This window comes from Variovorax sp. Varisp41 (genome assembly GCF_047325085.1).
Lineage (GTDB): Bacteria > Pseudomonadota > Gammaproteobacteria > Burkholderiales > Burkholderiaceae_C > Variovorax.
Window position 1 is genome coordinate 2,287,385 of sequence record NZ_CP168540.1, and the last position, 17,717, is coordinate 2,305,101.

Below are 17,717 nucleotides of genomic sequence, written 5' to 3' on the forward strand. Positions count from 1 at the left end.
CGTGCCCGCGCGGCCTGCTAGCGATTCACCAGCCTGGCCGGAATGAGCAGGATGAGGCCGGCACCGATCACCAGCACCACGGCCGACACATACATGGCGATGGTCGAGCTCTGGGTCAGGTCGCGCAGCCAGCCGATGAAATAGGGGCTGACGAAGCCGGCGAGCCCCGCGAAGGCATTGATCGCGGCCACGCCGGCGGCGGCGGCACTGCCGACGAGGAAGGCCGAAGGCAGCGCCCAGAACAGCGGCCCCGGCGTCATCACACCCGCGGCCGCGAGCGACAGGCCCACGAGCGCCAACGGTACGTTGTGCCCAGCGAGCGCCGCGATCGTGTAGCCGACGGCGCCCATGAGCATCGGGACGATCAGGTGCCATCGCCTTTCGCCCGTGCGATCCGAACTCCGTCCGAACGACAGCATGGCGATCACGGCTACGCCGTACGGTATTGCCGACAGCAGTCCGATGTTCACCACGCCCTGCACGCCCGAAGCCTTGATGAGCGTCGGCATCCAGAAGGTCAGGCCGTACTGGCCCATGATGACGCAGAAGTAGATCACCGCCAGCAGCAGCATGCGTGGGTCGCTGAACACGTTGCCGACGGTCGAGAGGATGCGCGCGTGGGCTCTCACGGGAATCTCCAGCGCGCGCTGGATGTGCGCCTTCTGCTCGGGCGTGAGCCACTTCGCCTGCGAAGGGTTGTTGTCGAGGAAGAAGAGCGTCATCACGCCGAGAACCAGCGAGGGTACGGCCTCGATGATGAACATCCATTTCCAGCCGGCCATGCCATGGGCGCCGTTGAAGGCCTGCATGATCCAGCCGGAGAGCGGCCCCCCGATGATTCCCGCCACCGGAATGGCGACCATGAAGAGCGCGATGATCTGCGAACGGCGATGCGCCGGATACCAGGACATCAGGTAGAAGATGACGCCGGGATAGAAACCCGCTTCCGCGGCACCCAGCAGAAAACGCAGCACGTAGTACTGGGTCGGCGTCGAGACCAGCGAGAAGCCCGCGGAGATCACGCCCCAGGTGATCATGATGCGGGCGATCCAGATCTTGGCGCCCACGCGCTGCATCACGAGGTTGCTGGGGACCTCGAAGAGGAAGTAGCCGATGAAGAAGACACCGGCCCCGAGGCCGTAGACGGTCTCGCTGAACTTGAGGTCATCGAGCATCTGCAGCTTCGCGAAGCCGATGTTCACGCGGTCGAGGTAGGCCGCCACGTAGCAGAACATCAGGAACGGAATCAGCCGCCAGGTGATCCGGCGGTACATGCGGTCTTCGGCGGCGTGCGCGCTGGCGGGCGTCGCGGCCGTGAGGGTTGCGTCAGTCATTGCTTGTCTCCTGGTTGTATTTTTCTCAGGCGGACCGGTCCGCGAGTTCCGCCAGCACGTCGGCCAGGACCCGCGCCCCCGCGGTGGCGTCCTCGGGCGTGATCGACTCGGCCTCGTTGTGCGTGATGCCGAGGTGGCAGGGGATGAAGACCATGCCCGATGGGCAGATGCCGTGCAGGTAACGCGCGTCGTGGCCCGCCGCGGAATGCAGTTCGGTGTGCGGAAGGCCCAGGCGCGCGGCCGCGGCCTCGATGCACTGGCGCATCCCGGACGGGAACTCCAGGGACATCGCGGTGGAAAGCTCCTGCACGCGGACCTCGCAGGGGCCGGCCGCCTCCCGGCACAGGCCCTCGATGGCGTCGCCCAGTTGCCGCAGCAGCATGGAATCGGGATGACGCAGATCGATGGAGAAGCTCACGGCGCTGGGCACGACCGACGGCGCATTGGGCGTGACGGTGAATTGCCCGACGGTGAACTTCACGATGTCCTGCGGATCGTGCATGCGCCCCGCCAGGGCCTTGACCATGTCGACCGCCGCCAGCAACGCGTCGCGCCGCTCGGCACGCCGGGAGGTCCCCGCGTGCGCCGCCTCGCCGACCACCGAGACACGGAAGGTGCGCTTGCCCTGGATGCCGCTGACGACGCCGATGGTCTTGCCCATGCGCTCGAGCAGCGGGCCCTGCTCGATGTGTGCTTCCACATAGGCGTGGACGCTGCCTCCCAGCGGCCGCAACCGCACGTCGGCCATCGCCGTGGCGACGCGTGCCAATGCTCCCGCGACGCTCTCGCCCCCGTTGTCTACCGAGGCCCCGATGTCCGCCAGGCTGCGCGCGCCCGCGAAGGCCGCCGAGCCCATCATGCCGGGCGCGAAACGGGAGCCTTCCTCGTTCATCCATGCCACCACGTCGATCGAGCGCCGCGGACGGCCACCCGATTCGACGATCGCTTCGCAGGCTTCGAGTGCCGCCAGGACGCCGTAGACGCCGTCGTACTTTCCTCCGGTGGGCTGGCTGTCCAGGTGCGAGCCCGAGAGCACCGGCGCAGCCGCGGCATCCGTCCCTTGCAGGCGCAGGAAGACATTGCCCGCGACGTCGCGCGAGGCCTGCATGCCGATCGCCTCGCCCCACCGGATCAGGAGCCGGCAGGCGGCGACGTCCTCGTCGGACAACGCCGGCCGGTTCACGCCGCCCGATGCGGTCGCACCGAGCCTGGCCATCGCCTCGTGCCGCTGCCAGAGCCGGGCCTGGTCCACCCGCCGCGATGGCCGCGTGCTCATGAGGTCTTCATGATCTGGGCCGGCACCGCGCGTGGATCCCGCGCGAGCCAGCGGTTCTGGCCGACGGTGGCCAGGAAGTCGCCCACGAGCTGATTGAACAGCGCGGGCTCCTCCAGGTTCAGCGTGTGGCCGGCCTTGGGCAGCACCGCGAGCCCGCAGGCCGGCACGGTCCGCTTGAGGAAGATGCCCGGCTGCAGGCAATGATCGTCCTCGTCGCCCACCACGACCAGCGTGGGCACCTGCATCGCCTTCAGGCGGTCCTCGAGATCGTAGAGCGAAGGCCGTCGCGCCTGCACGCCGCGCATCGTGAACGCCGCACCCGTCGCGGAGTGCTGCGCCAGCTGACCGGCGAATTCGGCCCAGCCTCGCGGATCCTTCAGCAGGTAGGCGATGCGCGACGCGGCCAGCGCGTAGGTCCTGGAGAAGGTCTCGGAGCCCTGGGCCTCGAACTGCGCCGCGACCTCGAGCGAGACGTCGCGAAAGTAGGCCTCGTGCTGCTTCTCCGCGCCATAGCCGGCCCCCGCCACCACCAGCGAGATCGCGCGCGCCGGCGCGATCAAGCCGAAGTGCAGGGTGGCGAAGCCACCCATCGACAAGCCCACGATGTGCGCGCGCTCGAGCCCCAGGTGATCGAGCACCGCGCCGATGTCCAGCGCGGCGCGCTCCTGCGTGTAGCTCTCCAGCGTGTCGGGCACCTGCGAAGGCGGATAGCCGCGCGCATTGAAGCAGATGCAGCGATAGCGGCGCGAGAAGTAGCGCATCTGCGGCTCCCAGCTGCGCATGTCGCCGCCGAACTCGTGCACGAACACGATCGGCTCGCCTTCGCCAGCCTCCTCGTAGCAGAGATCGACCCCGTCCGAAGTCTTCAGGTACGGCATGTGATCTCCCGGCTCAGAAGAAGTCCGCCGGCACGTCGATCTTTCGCGCCCGCTCGACCATCGACGGCAGCAGCTCGCAGAAGCGGTCGGCCCAGGCCTCGGGCACGGTGAGGCTGACCTTCACGAAACGGTCGCCGAATCGCTTGGTGTGATAGGCGCCCTGGCGGATCATCACGCCCTTCTCCTGGTAGGCCGCGACCAGCGACTCGGGCCGCAATCCCGCCTCCACCGTCTCGACGATCAGCAGGTTGGCCTGCGAGGGATACACCGGCACCGAGAAGCCCGCGATGGCGGATGCGGCGCGGGCCACCTCGGCCTGGTTGCGGCGCTGACGGCGGAAGATCTCGGGGAACCAGTCCGCCTTGGTGCGCAGCCCGGCGATTGCGGCGCGCTGCGAGAGCACATTGCTGCCGAGGTTGTTGGGCGGTGCCGTCGCGAGCATCTCGATGATGTCCGCGCTCGCGAGCACCGCGCCCAGGCGCATGCCCGCCAGGCCCAGCCATTTCGAGAAGCTGTAGGTCACGATGGTCTTCTCGGGATAGAACCGCAAGGCCGGGGTGAAGCTGTCGGCGAAGTGGCAGTAGGTCGCGTCGTGAATGAGGTAGGCACCCACGGAACGTGCGATGTCGGCGATCGCGCGGATCTCGTCCTCGGTATGGCAGGTGCCCAGCGGATTGTTGGGATCCACGAGGTAGATGACCCGCGTGTTCGGCGTGACCGCCGCGCGCAGTTGCTCCACGGTGAGCTTGTAGCCTTGCGCGGCATCGTAGATCGGCAGCTCGATGACGTTGGCGCCCGCCTTGCGGGCGAAGTGCATCGGCCAGGCCCAGCTCGGGTCGGTGGTGACGAAGTCGGTGCCGGGCGCGCAGATGTTGCTGCAGACGTTGTAGAGCGCCTCGACCGCGCCATCGGTGACGAGCACGGACGCGTCCGGCAGGCCCATGTCCTCCTTGACGAGGGCCCGCAGTTCCTCGAAGCCGACCGGAGGCGCATAGGCGTGGTATTCGCCGCCGTCGAGCGCCTCGATGACGGCTTCGCGCACGGACGGATGGGGATCGAAGTGGTTGGTGTTCTGCCCCAGCCACATCAGGCCGGGCGTGTTGCAGAGCTTGTCGAAGTAGGCGTTGCGTGTTTCGAACTTGCGCATGACGGGCCGCCTCAGATGATGGAGCGGCGCGATGCGATGCCGCCGTCGATGGTGACGATGGTGCCGGTGATGTACGCGGCGCGCGCCGAGGCCAGCCAGACGATCAGGTCGGCGACCTCTTCCGCCTGCGCCGCGCGCTTGGCCGGATACTTGTCGAACAGCTCTTCCCAGCGGCCCTCGTCGCCATACCAGTCGAGTGCGCGGCGCTTCATCATCTTGACCATGCGGTCGGTCGCCACCGGGCCCGGGTTCACGCCGACGACGCGGATGCCGTCGTCGAGACTGCGCCCACCCACGCCGCGGGTGAAAGCCATCATGGCGGCGTTGCCGGTCGTGCCGACGATGTAGTTGGCATCCCAGTTCTCGCCGGAGTTGCCGATGTCGTTGACGATCACGCCCGAGCCGCGCTTCTTCATGTGCGCGTAGAGCTCGCGCGTCAGCGTGACATACGAAAAGATCTTCATGTCCAGGCTGGAGCGCCAGTCCTGGTCGCTCATCTGGTCGAGGGGTCCGGGCGTGGAATCGGCCGCGTTGTTCACGAGCACGTCCACGTCGCGGCAACGCTCGGCCAGTGCGGTGGCATTCGCGGTCACCGACAGGTCCATCGGGTGGATTTCGACCTTGGCGCCGTAGGCCTCCTCGATTTCCTTCCTGGCCCGCGCCAGCCCCTCTTCGGAGCGCGCAGCGAGGTGGAGGCGGCTCACTCCCTCCCTGGCAAAACTGTGCGCGGTCGCCAGGCCGATGCCCTTGGACGCGCCCGTGACGAGGACCGACTTGCCTTCCAGATCCAGCTTCATGTATCCGCTCCTTGCTTTTAATGTATTCAGAAAATCAACTTAACGAATACATATGCTACCGACCGCTTCGCCGAGCCAGGCCGGGGAAAAACCCTTGCTTCTCACTTGTCGCTAAATCAGCAGCAAGAGCGGCCTCGCCGTTCTTCGGCATCCACATCATGTATTCCATATTCGACCTATACGAATACATGATTCGGTTTCGCACGGGCATCGCATGGCTACACTCGACGCGTTTGCGCAGGAAAAGAGACCACGAGTGACCGAGCCACAGACCCATGCCCTCAACATCCAGCAAACGCTGGAGCAGGAGATCCTTTCGGGAGTCCTCGCCCCTGGGGCACGGCTCGAGGAAGTGGACCTCTCCGCCCGGTTCAATTGCTCGCGCACGCCGGTTCGCGAGGCATTGCGGCAACTGGCCGCCGCCTCCCTGATCACGGTCAAGCCCAGGCAGCCGGCGGTGGTCGCCGCGCTGTCGGCGCGCAAGCTGATCGAGATGTTCCAGGTCATGGCCGACCTGGAAGGCCTGTGCGCCCGCCTGGCGGCACGCCGAATTTCGTCGGCGCAGATCGAGCGGCTGAAGCAGGCACATGCGCGCATGGAGTCGCTGGCCCAGTCCGACGACGTCGACCTCTTCTACGAGATCAACCGCGAGTTCCACGAAGTGATCTACGAGGCCAGCCAGAACGAGTTCCTGACCGAGCAGACGCGCAGCCTGCGCAACCGGGTGGCCGCCTATCGCAAGCTGGTGACGCAGCGACCGCGCCGCCGCACCGACACCTTGACGGAACATGCCGCGGTTCTCGAGGCGATCGTCGGCGGCGACGAGGACAAGGCCGACAAGACGATGACGGCCCACGTCAATCTGCTGGGGGAGAAATTGCTCGACTTCATCGCGCTCTTCCCCGAGAGCGACGAGGCTTTCCGCAGATAAAGCCTGCTTCGGCGAGCGCCCGCGCCTTCCCTTTTTTTGGTGCGCCGCAGCTAAGGGAAATTCCCCGAACCACCCTTCCCGGTCGCTCCGAATAATCGCGCCAGTCAACCAGGGTACTTTCGAGTAACCCCCGGTTTTCCTGGCGCCACGCGGCCTCCGCGCGGCATCGGTCCCTGGTCATCGCCGCAGGAGTCGAATGTCTACCGAGCTGGTCGAATCGCCTTGGCAAAGCCGCGGAGAGCGGCAGCAGGATCGCCATGCCAAGAAGGACGCGGTGCTGCTGGCGGCGGCGCGCCTCTTCACGACCAAGGGCTTCCAGGGCACCTCGCTCGACGACATCGCGCGGGCCCTGCGCGTGACCAAGCCGACCGTCTACCACTACGTCGAGAACAAGGAACAGATCCTGTTCGAGTGCGTGCAGCGCGGGCTCGAGGCGCTGCGCGCGGGCATCCTCGAGGCGGCGCGGCGCGGGCTGCCGCCGCGCGAACGGCTGCGCGTGGCGATGGAGAACTACGCGGGCATCGTGACCAGCGACTTCGGCCTGTGCGTGATCCGCGTCGGCGAGGACCCGCTGGCCGAGCCCAGGCGGCGCGAGCTGCGCGCGCTCAAGGGCGAGATCGACACCGAGTTCCGCGCGCTGATCGAGGCCGGCATGGCCGAGGGCTGGATCGCGCGCGGCGACGCGGCGATGGCCTCGTACACGGTGGTCGGCGCGCTCAGCGGCATCGGCCGCTGGTACCGGCCCGACAGCCATCCGGCGCGCAGCCTGCAGGATGCCGTGCGGCACTGCATCGAGATGCTCATGCACGGCGTGCTCAGCGCCCCGACGGAGCTGCGGCCCTCGCAGAGCTCCGCGTCCTCGTGGTCCCAGTGGGGAGATTCCATGCCCAAGATGCGACGTGAAGTGCACTTCAACGAGCGCGTGGTGCGCTGCTTCGCCGAGCGCCCCGCCAACGTGGCCCGGATGCTGGCCGACGCGGTGCGGCTCTCGCCCGATGGCGAGGCGCTGGTCTGCGACACGCTGCGCCTGAGCTGGCGCGAACTGCACCATGCCACCACCAAGTGCGCGGGCGGCCTCGCACGGCGCGGCGTACGGCCGGGCGACCGGGTGGCGCTCTACCTCTCGAACGGGCCCGAGTTCGCGATCGCGGTCTACGCCTGCGCCTGGCTCGGCGCGGTGGCGATGCCGGTGAGCGCGCGGGCGCGCACGGCCGAGCTCGAGTTCTCGCTGGCCGACGCCGAGGCGGTGGCGATCGTCTGCTCGCAGGAGCTGCAGACGCTGGTGCCCTCGCTCGAGGCGCTGCCGCTGCTGCGCCTGCGCTTTTGCACCGGTGCCGCGCAGCCGGGCTTCGAATCCTTCACGGCACTGATGCAGGCCGAGCCGCTGGCCACCGCGCACGCGGCCGCCGAGGAAGACCTCGCGGTGCTGCTCTACACCTCGGGCACCACGGGCAAGCCCAAGGGCGCGATGCTCACGCACCTGAACATCGCGCACTCGGTGATGCACTTCGTGCACGCGATGAGCCTGGGCGAATCGGACCGCAGCATCGTCGCGGTGCCGCTGAGCCACGTCACCGGCCTGGTGGCGCAGCTCTACACCATGCTGCATGCGCGCGGCTGCGCGGTGCTGATGACCCAGTTCAAGGCGGCCGAGTTCGCGCGGCTGGCGGCGGCCGAGCGCATCACGCACACGATCATGGTGCCGGCCATGTACAACCTGTGCCTGCTGCTGCCGGACCTGCAGGCGCACGACCTCTCGGCCTGGCGCATCGGTGCCTACGGCGGCGCCTCGATGCCCACGGCCACCATCGAGGGCATCGCGGCGCGGCTGCCGGGCCTCACCCTGATGAACGCCTACGGCGCGACCGAGACCTGCTCGCCCGCGACCATCATGCCGCCCGGCATGACGGCCGAGCACCGCGACAGCGTGGGCCTGGCCGTGCCCTGCGGCGAGATCTGCGTGGTCGACGAGAACGGCAACGAAGTGGCGCGCGGCGAGGTCGGCGAGATCTGGATCGCGGGCCCGATGGTGGTGCCCGGCTACTGGCGCAACCCGCAGGCCACGGCCAGCGAGTTCCGCGGCGGCTACTGGCGCTCGGGCGACATCGGCAGCATGGACGCCGACGGCTACGTGCGCATCCTCGACCGCAAGAAGGACGTGATCAACCGCGGCGGCTACAAGATCTTCTGCGCCACGGTCGAGAACACGCTGATGGAGCATCCGCAGATCGTCGAGGCCGCGCTGGTGGGCGTGCCCTGCGCGGTGCTCGGCGAGCGCGTGCATGCCTTCGTCTGCGTGAGCGAGCTCGACGAGCGCACCCAGGCCGCCGCCTTGCAGGCCTTCTGCGCCGAGCGGCTGTCGGACTACGCGGTGCCCGAGACCTGGACCATCGGCACCGAGGCGCTGCCGCGCAACCTCAACGGCAAGGTCATGAAGCGCGAGCTGCGCCAGTCGCTGCACGCTGCCCTGAGCTGAAGCGGAGCGCCCCCACCATGACGACGAAGAAATTCAAGGCCACGCAGCAGGGCATCGTGTCCGCGCTGTTCGTGCTGCTGTTCGCGGGCTTCGCGGCGTTCCTGCCGGGCTTCGCGCAGATCGACAACCTGCTCACGCTGGTGCAGAACGTGGCCTTCCTCGGCATCCTGGGGCTGGGCATGGCGGTGGTGGTGATCGGCCGCGGCATCGACATCTCGATGATCGCAGCGCTGGCCGTGCCCTCGGGCCTGCTGCTGCAGCTGGTGCAGAACGGCCATTCGCTCGGCTCGGCCTTCCCGATCGCGCTGGGCCTGGCGCTGGCCTTCGGGCTGGTCAACGGCTGGCTGATCGCCTATGCCGAGGTGCCCTCGCTCTTCACCACGCTGGCCTCGGGCCTCTTCCTCGCGGGACTGGGCCAGGCCTACTTCTTCCAGCTCGAGGTGGTGCAGTGGCCGGCCGCGCTCGACCCGGCGGCCTGGCTGGGCCGCGGCACCCTGGCCGGGGTGCCGACGCCGGTCGTGATGTTCGGCGTGGCGGCTGCGGCCATGGCCTTCTTCCTGCGCCGCATGCGCGCGGGCGCCTTCGTCTACGCGATCGGCGACAACCCCTTCGCCGCGCGCGCCACCGGTCTGCCGACGCGGCCGATGGTGCTGCTGCAGTACGTGCTGGCGGCGCTGATCGGGCTGTTCGCGGGCGTGGTGATGGCGGCCTCGGTCAGCAGCATGCCGACGCGGATCTTCAACTCCACCATGATCTACGACGTGGTGCTGGTGGTGGTGCTCGGCGGCATCGGCCTGTCGGGCGGCCGCGGCGGCGTGTTCAACGTCGTGATCGGCACGCTCCTGATCGGCACCATGCTCAACGGCATGACGATCATGGACCTCTCCTACTCCGTGCAGAACATCGTCAAGGGCGTGGTGCTGCTGGCCGCGATCCTGATCGACTCCATGCTCAACCCGCGCAACGAAGAGACCGCGCAGCAGGGCGACATCTGATCCCCGGGTCCGCGAGCGGATCCACCTGTTTTCCGAAGCCGGGCGCCAGGCGATTTTGGCGTCATCCGAGACCACCGAAAAAAGGAGACATGCAATGCACTTCGTTCGCACACTCGCCGCATCCGCGAAGCTCGCGGGCATCGCGCTGGCGCTGGCCGCCGTATCGCAGCACGCGGCCGCGCAGGGCAAGGGCCTCGACGAGCCCTTCCGCGACGGCTACAAGAAGGCGCTGGCCGGCAAGACCGTGGGCTACATCCCGGTGGCCATGGGCTTCGACCTCGCGCAGGGCTGGTACAACGGCCTCAAGAAGGAGCTCGAGCCCGCCGGCATGAAGGTGGTGGCACGCGATCCCAACTGGAACACCAACGCCGGCGCGCAGGCCTTCACCGCGCTGATGGCCGAGAAGCCCGCGGTGATCGTGATCCACAACCCCGACGTGCAGACCTACGCCAAGCTGATCAAGAAGGCCGAGGAAGACGGCATCTACGTGGTGCAGATCAACATGCGCTCGGTGCAGCCCTCGACCGTGTTCGTGGGCGCCGACTGGGTCGACGTGGGCGAGCGCAACGCCGAGGCCGTGGTGCAGGCCTGCAAGGGCAAGTCGAACAAGATCGCCATCGTGCAGGGCGCGCCGACCGCGGCCACCAGCGCCTACACGCTCAAGGGCGTGGAGAACGTGCTGGCGAAAAATCCGCAGATCAAGGTGGTGTCGAACCAGGCCGCCGACTGGGACGCGGCCAAGGCCAAGGGCCTGACGCAGACGGTGCTCAAGCAGAACCCCGACCTGTGCGGCATCGTCGGCTTCTGGGACGGCATGGACATCGGCACCGCGGCCGCCATCAAGGAAGCCGGCCTGACCGGCAAGGTCTACCTCGCGACCTCGGGCGGCGGCGAGCAGAAAGGCGCCTGCGACCAGGTCAAGTCGGGCGCCTTCGACCTCGACGTGAGCTACGACGTGCCGACGCAGGCCGCCAACATGGCCGCCATGATCAAGTGGCTGGTGCAGGGCGGCATGAAGCCCGGCGCGGCCAAGCAGAACATCTACACCACGCTGATCCCGATCACGAAGGAGAACGCGGGTGCCGACGGCACCTGCTGGAAGCTCACCGCCGCCAAGTGACGCCGACGCCGGAGCCGCACCGATGAACGAGACGCTCACCCGCCTGCGCTACCGCTGGTGGCCCGACCACTGGGTCGGCGAGATCCTGTCCAAGCGCTGGACCGAGACCGCGATCCCCGTGCTGCTGCTGGTGGCGGTGCTGCTGGCCTCGGGCCAGCTCATCGGCAACTTCTGGTCGCCGGTGGTGCTGGCCGACACGCTGCGGCAGGCCGGCGAGATCGGCTTCATCGTGCTCGGCCTGGCGCTGGTGATGATCGTGGGCGGCATCGACCTGTCGGTGGGTTCCATCTTCGCGCTCACCAACTTCTGCGCGCTGATGTGCATGCACGTGCTGAAGTGGCCGATGGGCGCGTCGGTGCTCGCCACGCTGGCCGTCGGCGCGCTGCTGGGCGCGGTCAACGGCGTGCTGATCGGCTACCTGCGGCTGCGCGCCTTCCTCACGACGCTCATCACGCTGATCATCTTCCGCTCGTTCTACGAGATCCTGAGCCTGCAGTACTCGACCGCGATCGCGGGCTCGCTGCCCGACTCGCCGGCCTGGGACTTCCTGGGCAACGGCACCTTGCTGGGCCTGCCGACGGTGGCCTGGGCCTACGCGGCGGTGGCGATCGCGGGCCACGTGCTGCTCACGCGCCTGCGCGCGGGCTGGCACATCATGGCCATCGGCGGCTCGCGCCGCTCGGCCTACAACAGCGGCATCGCGGTGCGGCGCACCGTGGCGCTGTGCTACGTGGCCTCGGGCACGCTGTGCGGCGCGGCCGGCTGCTTCTTCGCCTCGCGGCTGGCCACGGCCGGCGCCGACATCGGCGTGGGCATGGAGGTGCTGGTGCTCACGGCCGCCGTGCTCGGCGGCATCAGCCTGGGCGGCGGGCGCGGCTCGGTCGCCAAGGCGCTGGTCGGCACGCTGCTGGTGCTCCTGATCACCAACGGCCTGACCTCGATGTCGGCGCCCGGCGGCGTGATCCGCATGGTGCTGGCCGCGATCCTGGTGTTGGCGGCCGTGATCGACGTGCGCTGGCTCAAGAACCGCCAGCGCATCATCAGCAAGGTCTACGTGAGCCCGACCTACTTCGCGCTGCCGCCGGCACCGGCCAGCAGCGGCGACGGCGCGGGCGCGGGCCCGAGTGTCTACGCGGTCAACAACAAGCTGCGCGACGTCACGCTGATCGGCCTGGGCCGCATCGAGTCGCCCGAGGACGTGATCCTCGACCGCGACGACAACCTCTATGCGGGCTCGCGCCATGGCGACGTGATCCGCTTCCTCGCGCCCGACTACGAGCGCATGGAGGTCTATGCCCACATCGGCGGCCAGCCGCTGGGCCTGGCCTTCGACCGCGAGGACAACCTGCACGTGTGCGTGGGCGGCATGGGCCTGTACCGCGTCACGCCCGATCGCAAGGTCGAGCGCGTGACCGACGAGACCAACCGCAGCTGGACCTCGATCAACGACGACAGCCGGCTGCGGCTGGCCGACGACCTCGACATCGCCGACGACGGCCGCATCTTCTTCAGCGAGGCCACGGTGCGCTACGAGATGCACGAGTGGCCGGTCGACGGGCTGGAGGCGCGCGGCAACGGACGCATCGTCTGCTTCGATCCGCGCGACGGCTCGACGCGCACCGTGCTGCGCGGGCTGCGCTTCCCGAACGGCATCGCGATCGCGAGCGACGGCCAGTCGATCCTGTTCGCCGAGACCTGGGGCTGCTGCATCAAGCGCTACTGGTTCGACGGCCCGAAGGCCGGCCAGGTGCGGATGGTGATCGACAACCTGCCCGGCTATCCCGACAACATCAACCTCGCCTCCGACGGCCACTACTGGCTCGCGCTGGTGGGCATGCGCTGCCCGGCCTACGACCTCGCGATGCGCATGCCGGGCTTTCGCCGCCGCATGGCCACGCGCGTGCCGGTGGACGAATGGCTGTTCCCCAACATCAACACCGGCTGCGTGCTCAAGTTCAGCGAGGCCGGCGAGATCCTCGAGACGCTGTGGGACCTGGGCGGCGAGAACCACCCGATGATCACCTCGATGCGCGAGCACCGCGGCCACCTCTACCTGGGCGGCATCTCGAACAACCGCATCGGCCGCTACAAGCTCGAGGGCGCCGACCCCGACTTCGTGCAGTACGAACGGCGCTGGAGGACAGCCTGATGCTCGACACCCTTCGCGGTTTCACCGACCGCCTGCTCGGGCGCGGCAGCGCCGCCATCACGGTGCCGGTGATGGACGGCGTGCTCAAGCCCAACCGCGCGCTCGACAACGCCGAGGTGGTGGCCGAGCTCGCCGACATCGACGACCTCGCGGTGGCCGACGGCGTGCTGTGGATCGCGGCCGGACCCGCGCTGTACCGGCTCGACGGCGGCGCGCCCGCCGAGGTGCGGCGCTTCGAGCGCCCGATCACCGCGCTGGCCGCGGCGCCCGGCGGACGGCTCGCGCTGGCGCTCGGCGGCACGCAGGTTCTGCTGCTCGCGCCCGACGGCGCCACCGCCCACACGCTCACGGAGGCCGGCGGCCGCGCGCTGCGCTGCGTCAATGCGCTGGCCTGGGACGAAGCCGGCCGGCGCTGGCTGCTGACCGAGGGCTCGGCCGAGCATGCGCCCGAACGCTGGTGCCACGACCTGATGGCGCACGGCGCGAGTGGCCGCGCCTGCGCCTGGGCGCCGGGCGGCGGTGCCGCGCAGCAGCTCGCGGCCGGGCTGCGCCATGCCTTCGGCGTGCTGTCGCAGGCGGGCGGCACGGTGCTGGTCGGCGAGAGCTGGGCGCACCGCGTGCTCGCGCTGGGGCCGAACGGCACCGCGCCGCGCGTGGCCGACCTGCCCGGCTATCCCTCGCGCATGGCTGCGGCGGCCGGCGGCGGCTTCTGGCTCAGCTGCTTCGTCTGCCGCACGCAGCTGGTCGAATTCGTGCTGCGCGAGGAGGCCTACCGCCGCCGCATGGTGGCCGAGATCGATCCGCGCTACTGGATCGCACCGGCGCTCTCGTCGGGCCACAGCTTCCTCGAGCCGCTGCAGGGCGCGGGCGTCAAGCAGATGGGCGTGCTCAAGCCCTGGGCGCCGCCGCGCTCCTACGGGCTGGTGGTGCGCGTGAATGCGCAGGGCCAGGTCGTGTCTTCGCTGCACAGCCAGGTCGATGGCCGCAACCACGGCATCACCGCGGTGGCCGAGCACGCGGGCGCGCTGTTCGCGGCCTCGAAAGGCGGCGGCCGGCTGCTGCGGGTGCGCATGACCGCCGAGGAACAGGGAGCCGCGCGATGAATGCCCGCGATACCACCGCCGATGCCGTGGCCGCCGAGCCGGGCGCGCCCGCCGCAGTCGAGACCATGCTCGAGCTGCGCCAGGCCACCAAGAAATACGCTGGCGTACCCGCCATCGAGGCGGTCGACTTCACGCTGCGCCGCGGCGAGATCCATGCGCTGCTCGGCGAGAACGGCGCCGGCAAGTCGACGCTGACCAAGGTGATGGCCGGCGTGGTGCCGCTGAGCGCGGGCCAGATGCTGGTGGAAGGCCGGCCGGTGCAGCTGCGCACGCCGCTGGAGGCGCGCCACGAGGGCATCGCGATGGTGTTCCAGGAAACCAGCCTGGTGCCGACGATGACGGTGGCGCAGAACCTGTTCCTGGGCCAGGAGTCCTTCTTCAACCGGCTGCGCGGCGTCTACATCTCGGCGCAGCAGTTCCTGCAGTCGCTCAATTTCGACGTCGACCCGACCGCCACCGTGGGCATGCTCGGCGCGGCCAAGAAGCAGATGGTGGAGATCGCGCGCGCGGTGCTGCACAAGGCGCGCATCATCATCTTCGACGAGCCCACGGCCAGCCTCACGCCCGAGGAAAAGAAGTACTTCTTCGACCTGGTGTTCGACCTCAAGGCGCGCGGCGTGTCGGTGATCTTCATCTCGCACGCGCTCGAGGAGGCGCTGCTGCTGGCCGACCGCATCACGGTGCTGCGCGACGGCCGCCACGTCGTGACCGACGACAAGGCGAACTTCGACCGCGAGCGCATCGTGCAGGCGATGGTGGGGCGCGATCTCTCGCAGACGCTCTACGGGCAGAAGAAGACCCACGTGCGGCCGCAGGGCGAGTGCCTGCTGTCGGTGCGCAACCTGCGCATGGCGGCGATGGTCAAGAACAACTCGCTGTCGGTGTTCGCGGGCCAGATCACGGGCGTGTTCGGCCTGGTGGGCGCGGGCCGCACCGAGACCTTCAAGGTGGTGGCCGGGCTGATCAAGCGCGACTTCTTCCATGGCGGCGAGATCCTGCTGCGCGGCAGGCCGGTGCGCTACCGCGTGGCGCGCCAGGCGGTGCGCGACGGCATCGCCTACATCACCGAGGACCGCAAGTTCGAGGGCTTCTTCGAGACCATGTCGATCGCGCAGAACATCTACATGGGGCTGCAGGGCAAGCTGGCCGGCGCGCGCGGACTGGTGTCGGGCGCGAAGGCGCGTTCGGTGGGCGAACACTGGAGCCGGCTGCTCAATGTGCGCGCCATCGGCAAGGACGTGAAGGTGATCGAGCTGTCGGGCGGCAACCAGCAGAAGGTGGTGATCGCCAAGTCGCTGGTGCAGGAACCCGACATCGTGATCTTCGACGAGCCCACGCGCGGGGTCGACGTGGGCGCCATCGCCGAGATCCACGCCGAGATCAACCGGCTGGCCGACGCCGGCAAGGCGGTGGTGGTGATTTCCTCCTACCTGCCCGAGGTGATGGCCCTGTCGGACCGCATCCTCGTGGCCAAGCAGGGCAAGGTGGTGACGGAGTTCTCGGCCACCGAGGCGACGCAGGAGGCGATCATGTACGCGGCCATCCACTGACCGCGCCGATCGCCGCGTTGCGGCGCTTCAGTTCTTCTCGTCTTCCGCCGGCCAGTCGCGGATGTAGGCCTTGAGCATCTTGTTCTCGAAGTTCTGTGCGTCGACCACGGCCTTGGCCACGTCGTAGAAGCTGATCACGCCCATCAGCATGCGCTTGTCCATCACCGGCATGTAGCGCGCGTGGCGCTCGAGCATGATGCGGCGGATCTCGTCGAGGTCGGTTTCGAGGGTGCAGGTGACCGGGGCATCGTCCATGGCCTTGCGCACCAGCGTGCCGCCGACCTGGCCGCCGTTGGCGACGATGGTCACGATCACTTCACGGAAAGTGAGCATGCCCACGAGGTCGCCATGCTCCATGACGACCAGCGAGCCGATGTCCTTGTCCGCCATCGTCTTGACGGCTTCGGCCAGCAGATCGTCTGGCGTGATGGTGAAGAGCGTGTTGCCCTTGACGCGAAGGATGTCGCTGACTTTCATCGTGTGCTCCTCTCGGACTCTGTCTTTCCCGGCAACCTGCCTTTTTTGAATATAGCCCACAATCGGCGCCGACTCCCACGGCCCGGTATGCCGCTGTCACTCAGCGGACGCGACCCGGCCCATAGCGCCGCTCCAGAAAGGACCCCATGCCCGGCTATTCCGACCCCGGTTTCGACACCCTCGCGCTGCACGCCGGCGCCTCGCCCGACCCCACGACCGGCGCGCGCGCGGTGCCGATCCACCTGACCACCTCCTTCGTCTTCGAGTCGAGCGACCATGCGGCCGCCCTGTTCAACCTCGAGCGTTCGGGCCACGTCTACTCGCGCATCAGCAACCCCACCAACGCGGTGCTCGAGCAGCGGGTGTCGGCGCTCGAGGGCGGCATCGGCGCGATCGCCACCGCCAGCGGCCAGGCGGCGCTGCACCTGTCCATCGCCACGCTGATGGGCGCGGGCTCGCACATCGTGGCCAGCACCGCGCTGTACGGTGGCTCGCAGAACCTGCTGCACTACACGATGCGCCGCTTCGGCATCGAGACCACCTTCGTCAAGCCCGGCGACCTCGACGGCTGGCGCGCCGCGGTGCGGCCCGAGACCAAACTGTTCTTCGGCGAGACCGTGGGCAACCCCGGCCTCGACGTGCTCGACATTCCGGCCGTGGCCGAGATCGCACACGAGGCCGGCGTGCCGCTGCTGGTCGACTCCACCCTGACCTCGCCCTACCTGATCAAGCCGCTGGACTTCGGCGCCGACCTGGTCTACCACTCGGCCACCAAGTTCCTCTCGGGCCACGGCACGGTGATCGGCGGCGTGGTGGTCGACGGCGGCAGCTTCGACTGGGAGAAGTCGGGCAAATTCGCCGAGCTGAGCCAGGCCTACGACGGCTTCCACAACATGGTGTTCAGCGAGGAGAGCACGGTCGGCGCCTTCCTGCTGCGCGCGCGCCGCGAGGGCCTGCGCGACTTCGGCGCCGCGATGAGCCCGCACACCGCCTGGCTGATCCTGCAGGGCATCGAGACCCTGCCGCTGCGCATGGAGCGCCATATCGACAACACGCAGAAGATCATCGAGTTCCTCGCCGCCCATCCCTTCGTCTCGCGCGTGGGCCATCCGCTGATCGAATCGCACCCGAGCCACGCACTGGCGCAGAAGCTGCTGCGCCACGGCGCGCGCGGCGCGGGCGCGGTGTTCAGCTTCGACATCAAGGGCAGCCGCGCCCAGGGCAAGGCCTTCATCGAATCGCTCAAGCTCTTCAGCCACCTCGCCAACGTGGGCGACTGCCGCAGCCTGGTGATCCACCCGGCCAGCACCACCCACTTCCGCATGACCGACGAGGCGCTCGCGGGCGCGGGCATCTCGCAGGGCACGATCCGGCTGTCGATCGGCCTCGAGGATCCGGCCGACCTGATCGACGACCTGAAGCGCGCGCTGAAGGCGGCCGAGAAAGCGGCATGAGCGCCGCGCCGGGCCACCCCAGGCAAGCTC

The 17,717-nt window shown here is 68.6% G+C and carries 14 protein-coding genes; 8 read left to right on the forward strand and 6 right to left on the reverse strand.

The window, feature by feature from the left end; translation table 11 throughout:
- Nucleotides 1-17: 17 nt before the first annotated feature.
- From ACEN9J_RS10775 to ACEN9J_RS10795, 5 genes are read right to left on the reverse strand one after another with little or no spacing between them, the layout of a single operon-like run.
- Nucleotides 18-1,334: an MFS transporter gene (locus tag ACEN9J_RS10775; RefSeq protein ID WP_057592425.1), complete on the reverse strand. Its 1,317-nt coding sequence runs from the start codon at nt 1,332-1,334 to the stop codon at nt 18-20.
- A 25-nt stretch (nt 1,335-1,359) separates the two neighbouring features.
- Nucleotides 1,360-2,610, reverse strand: coding sequence for a M20 family metallo-hydrolase (locus ACEN9J_RS10780; RefSeq protein WP_413764031.1), 1,251 nt, complete (start codon nt 2,608-2,610; stop codon nt 1,360-1,362).
- A complete protein-coding gene (locus tag ACEN9J_RS10785) occupies nt 2,607-3,488 on the reverse strand; it encodes an alpha/beta fold hydrolase (RefSeq protein ID WP_413764032.1) in 882 nt (293 codons plus the stop codon). Before ACEN9J_RS10785 ends, ACEN9J_RS10780 begins: the two co-directional genes overlap by 4 nt.
- 13 nt (nt 3,489-3,501) lie before the next feature.
- Nucleotides 3,502-4,635 carry a pyridoxal phosphate-dependent aminotransferase gene (locus ACEN9J_RS10790; protein WP_296730165.1) on the reverse strand — a complete coding sequence of 378 codons (1,134 nt, stop codon included), beginning with the start codon at nt 4,633-4,635 and terminating at the stop codon, nt 3,502-3,504.
- Nucleotides 4,636-4,646: 11 nt separating this feature from the next.
- Nucleotides 4,647-5,432 carry an SDR family oxidoreductase gene (locus tag ACEN9J_RS10795; protein WP_057592421.1) on the reverse strand — a complete coding sequence of 262 codons (786 nt, stop codon included), beginning with the start codon at nt 5,430-5,432 and terminating at the stop codon, nt 4,647-4,649.
- Between the two features lie 256 nt (nt 5,433-5,688).
- Here ACEN9J_RS10795 and ACEN9J_RS10800 point away from each other — a divergent pair, with 256 nt between their 5' ends.
- The 7 genes from ACEN9J_RS10800 to ACEN9J_RS10830 all read left to right on the forward strand — a co-directional run bounded on the left by ACEN9J_RS10800 (nt 5,689) and on the right by ACEN9J_RS10830 (nt 15,756).
- Complete coding sequence (locus ACEN9J_RS10800) at nt 5,689-6,363, forward strand: GntR family transcriptional regulator (protein WP_413764033.1); 675 nt, start codon at nt 5,689-5,691, stop codon at nt 6,361-6,363.
- 196 nt (nt 6,364-6,559) lie between these two features.
- A complete protein-coding gene (locus tag ACEN9J_RS10805; RefSeq protein WP_413764035.1) occupies nt 6,560-8,839 on the forward strand; it encodes an AMP-binding protein in 2,280 nt (759 codons plus the stop codon).
- A gap of 17 nt (nt 8,840-8,856) precedes the next feature.
- Nucleotides 8,857-9,834: an ABC transporter permease gene (locus tag ACEN9J_RS10810; RefSeq protein ID WP_413764036.1), complete on the forward strand. Its 978-nt coding sequence runs from the start codon at nt 8,857-8,859 to the stop codon at nt 9,832-9,834.
- A gap of 94 nt (nt 9,835-9,928) precedes the next feature.
- Entirely contained in the window at nt 9,929-10,954 is a 1,026-nt protein-coding gene (locus tag ACEN9J_RS10815; RefSeq protein ID WP_057592418.1) for a sugar ABC transporter substrate-binding protein, read from the forward strand.
- 22 nt (nt 10,955-10,976) lie between these two features.
- Nucleotides 10,977-13,103: an ABC transporter permease gene (locus ACEN9J_RS10820; protein ID WP_413764037.1), complete on the forward strand. Its 2,127-nt coding sequence runs from the start codon at nt 10,977-10,979 to the stop codon at nt 13,101-13,103.
- The gene (locus tag ACEN9J_RS10825) at nt 13,103-14,206 is read left to right on the forward strand and encodes a strictosidine synthase (protein ID WP_413764038.1); all 1,104 of its coding nucleotides are present in this window, start codon (nt 13,103-13,105) and stop codon (nt 14,204-14,206) included. The genes ACEN9J_RS10820 and ACEN9J_RS10825 overlap by 1 nt, the downstream gene beginning before the upstream one ends.
- Nucleotides 14,203-15,756, forward strand: a complete 1,554-nt coding sequence (locus ACEN9J_RS10830; protein ID WP_413764039.1) for a sugar ABC transporter ATP-binding protein — start codon at nt 14,203-14,205, stop codon at nt 15,754-15,756. Before ACEN9J_RS10825 ends, ACEN9J_RS10830 begins: the two co-directional genes overlap by 4 nt.
- 27 nt (nt 15,757-15,783) lie before the next feature.
- Here the strand turns inward: ACEN9J_RS10830 and ACEN9J_RS10835 are convergent, their stop codons facing one another.
- Nucleotides 15,784-16,233, reverse strand: a complete 450-nt coding sequence (locus tag ACEN9J_RS10835; RefSeq protein WP_057592415.1) for a CBS domain-containing protein — start codon at nt 16,231-16,233, stop codon at nt 15,784-15,786.
- Between the two features lie 146 nt (nt 16,234-16,379).
- Between ACEN9J_RS10835 and ACEN9J_RS10840 the strand changes: the two genes are divergently transcribed.
- Complete coding sequence (locus tag ACEN9J_RS10840; RefSeq protein WP_413764040.1) at nt 16,380-17,687, forward strand: O-acetylhomoserine aminocarboxypropyltransferase; 1,308 nt, start codon at nt 16,380-16,382, stop codon at nt 17,685-17,687.
- The last annotated feature ends 30 nt before the right edge of the window (nt 17,688-17,717 follow it).

Excerpts from the sequence above, each read along its gene's own strand:
- ACEN9J_RS10780 (WP_413764031.1), bottom strand. The coding sequence starts at position 2,610 with ATGAGCACGCGGCCATCGCGGCGGGTGGACCAGGCCCGGCTCTGGCAG.
- ACEN9J_RS10820 (WP_413764037.1), top strand. The coding sequence starts at position 10,977 with ATGAACGAGACGCTCACCCGCCTGCGCTACCGCTGGTGGCCCGACCAC.
- ACEN9J_RS10810 (WP_413764036.1), top strand. The coding sequence starts at position 8,857 with ATGACGACGAAGAAATTCAAGGCCACGCAGCAGGGCATCGTGTCCGCG.
- ACEN9J_RS10825 (WP_413764038.1), top strand. The coding sequence starts at position 13,103 with ATGCTCGACACCCTTCGCGGTTTCACCGACCGCCTGCTCGGGCGCGGC.
- ACEN9J_RS10835 (WP_057592415.1), bottom strand. The coding sequence starts at position 16,233 with ATGAAAGTCAGCGACATCCTTCGCGTCAAGGGCAACACGCTCTTCACC.
- ACEN9J_RS10775 (WP_057592425.1), bottom strand. The coding sequence starts at position 1,334 with ATGACTGACGCAACCCTCACGGCCGCGACGCCCGCCAGCGCGCACGCC.
- ACEN9J_RS10830 (WP_413764039.1), top strand. The coding sequence starts at position 14,203 with ATGAATGCCCGCGATACCACCGCCGATGCCGTGGCCGCCGAGCCGGGC.
- ACEN9J_RS10815 (WP_057592418.1), top strand. The coding sequence starts at position 9,929 with ATGCACTTCGTTCGCACACTCGCCGCATCCGCGAAGCTCGCGGGCATC.
- ACEN9J_RS10805 (WP_413764035.1), top strand. The coding sequence starts at position 6,560 with ATGTCTACCGAGCTGGTCGAATCGCCTTGGCAAAGCCGCGGAGAGCGG.
- ACEN9J_RS10795 (WP_057592421.1), bottom strand. The coding sequence starts at position 5,432 with ATGAAGCTGGATCTGGAAGGCAAGTCGGTCCTCGTCACGGGCGCGTCC.
- ACEN9J_RS10790 (WP_296730165.1), bottom strand. The coding sequence starts at position 4,635 with ATGCGCAAGTTCGAAACACGCAACGCCTACTTCGACAAGCTCTGCAAC.
- ACEN9J_RS10785 (WP_413764032.1), bottom strand. The coding sequence starts at position 3,488 with ATGCCGTACCTGAAGACTTCGGACGGGGTCGATCTCTGCTACGAGGAG.
- ACEN9J_RS10840 (WP_413764040.1), top strand. The coding sequence starts at position 16,380 with ATGCCCGGCTATTCCGACCCCGGTTTCGACACCCTCGCGCTGCACGCC.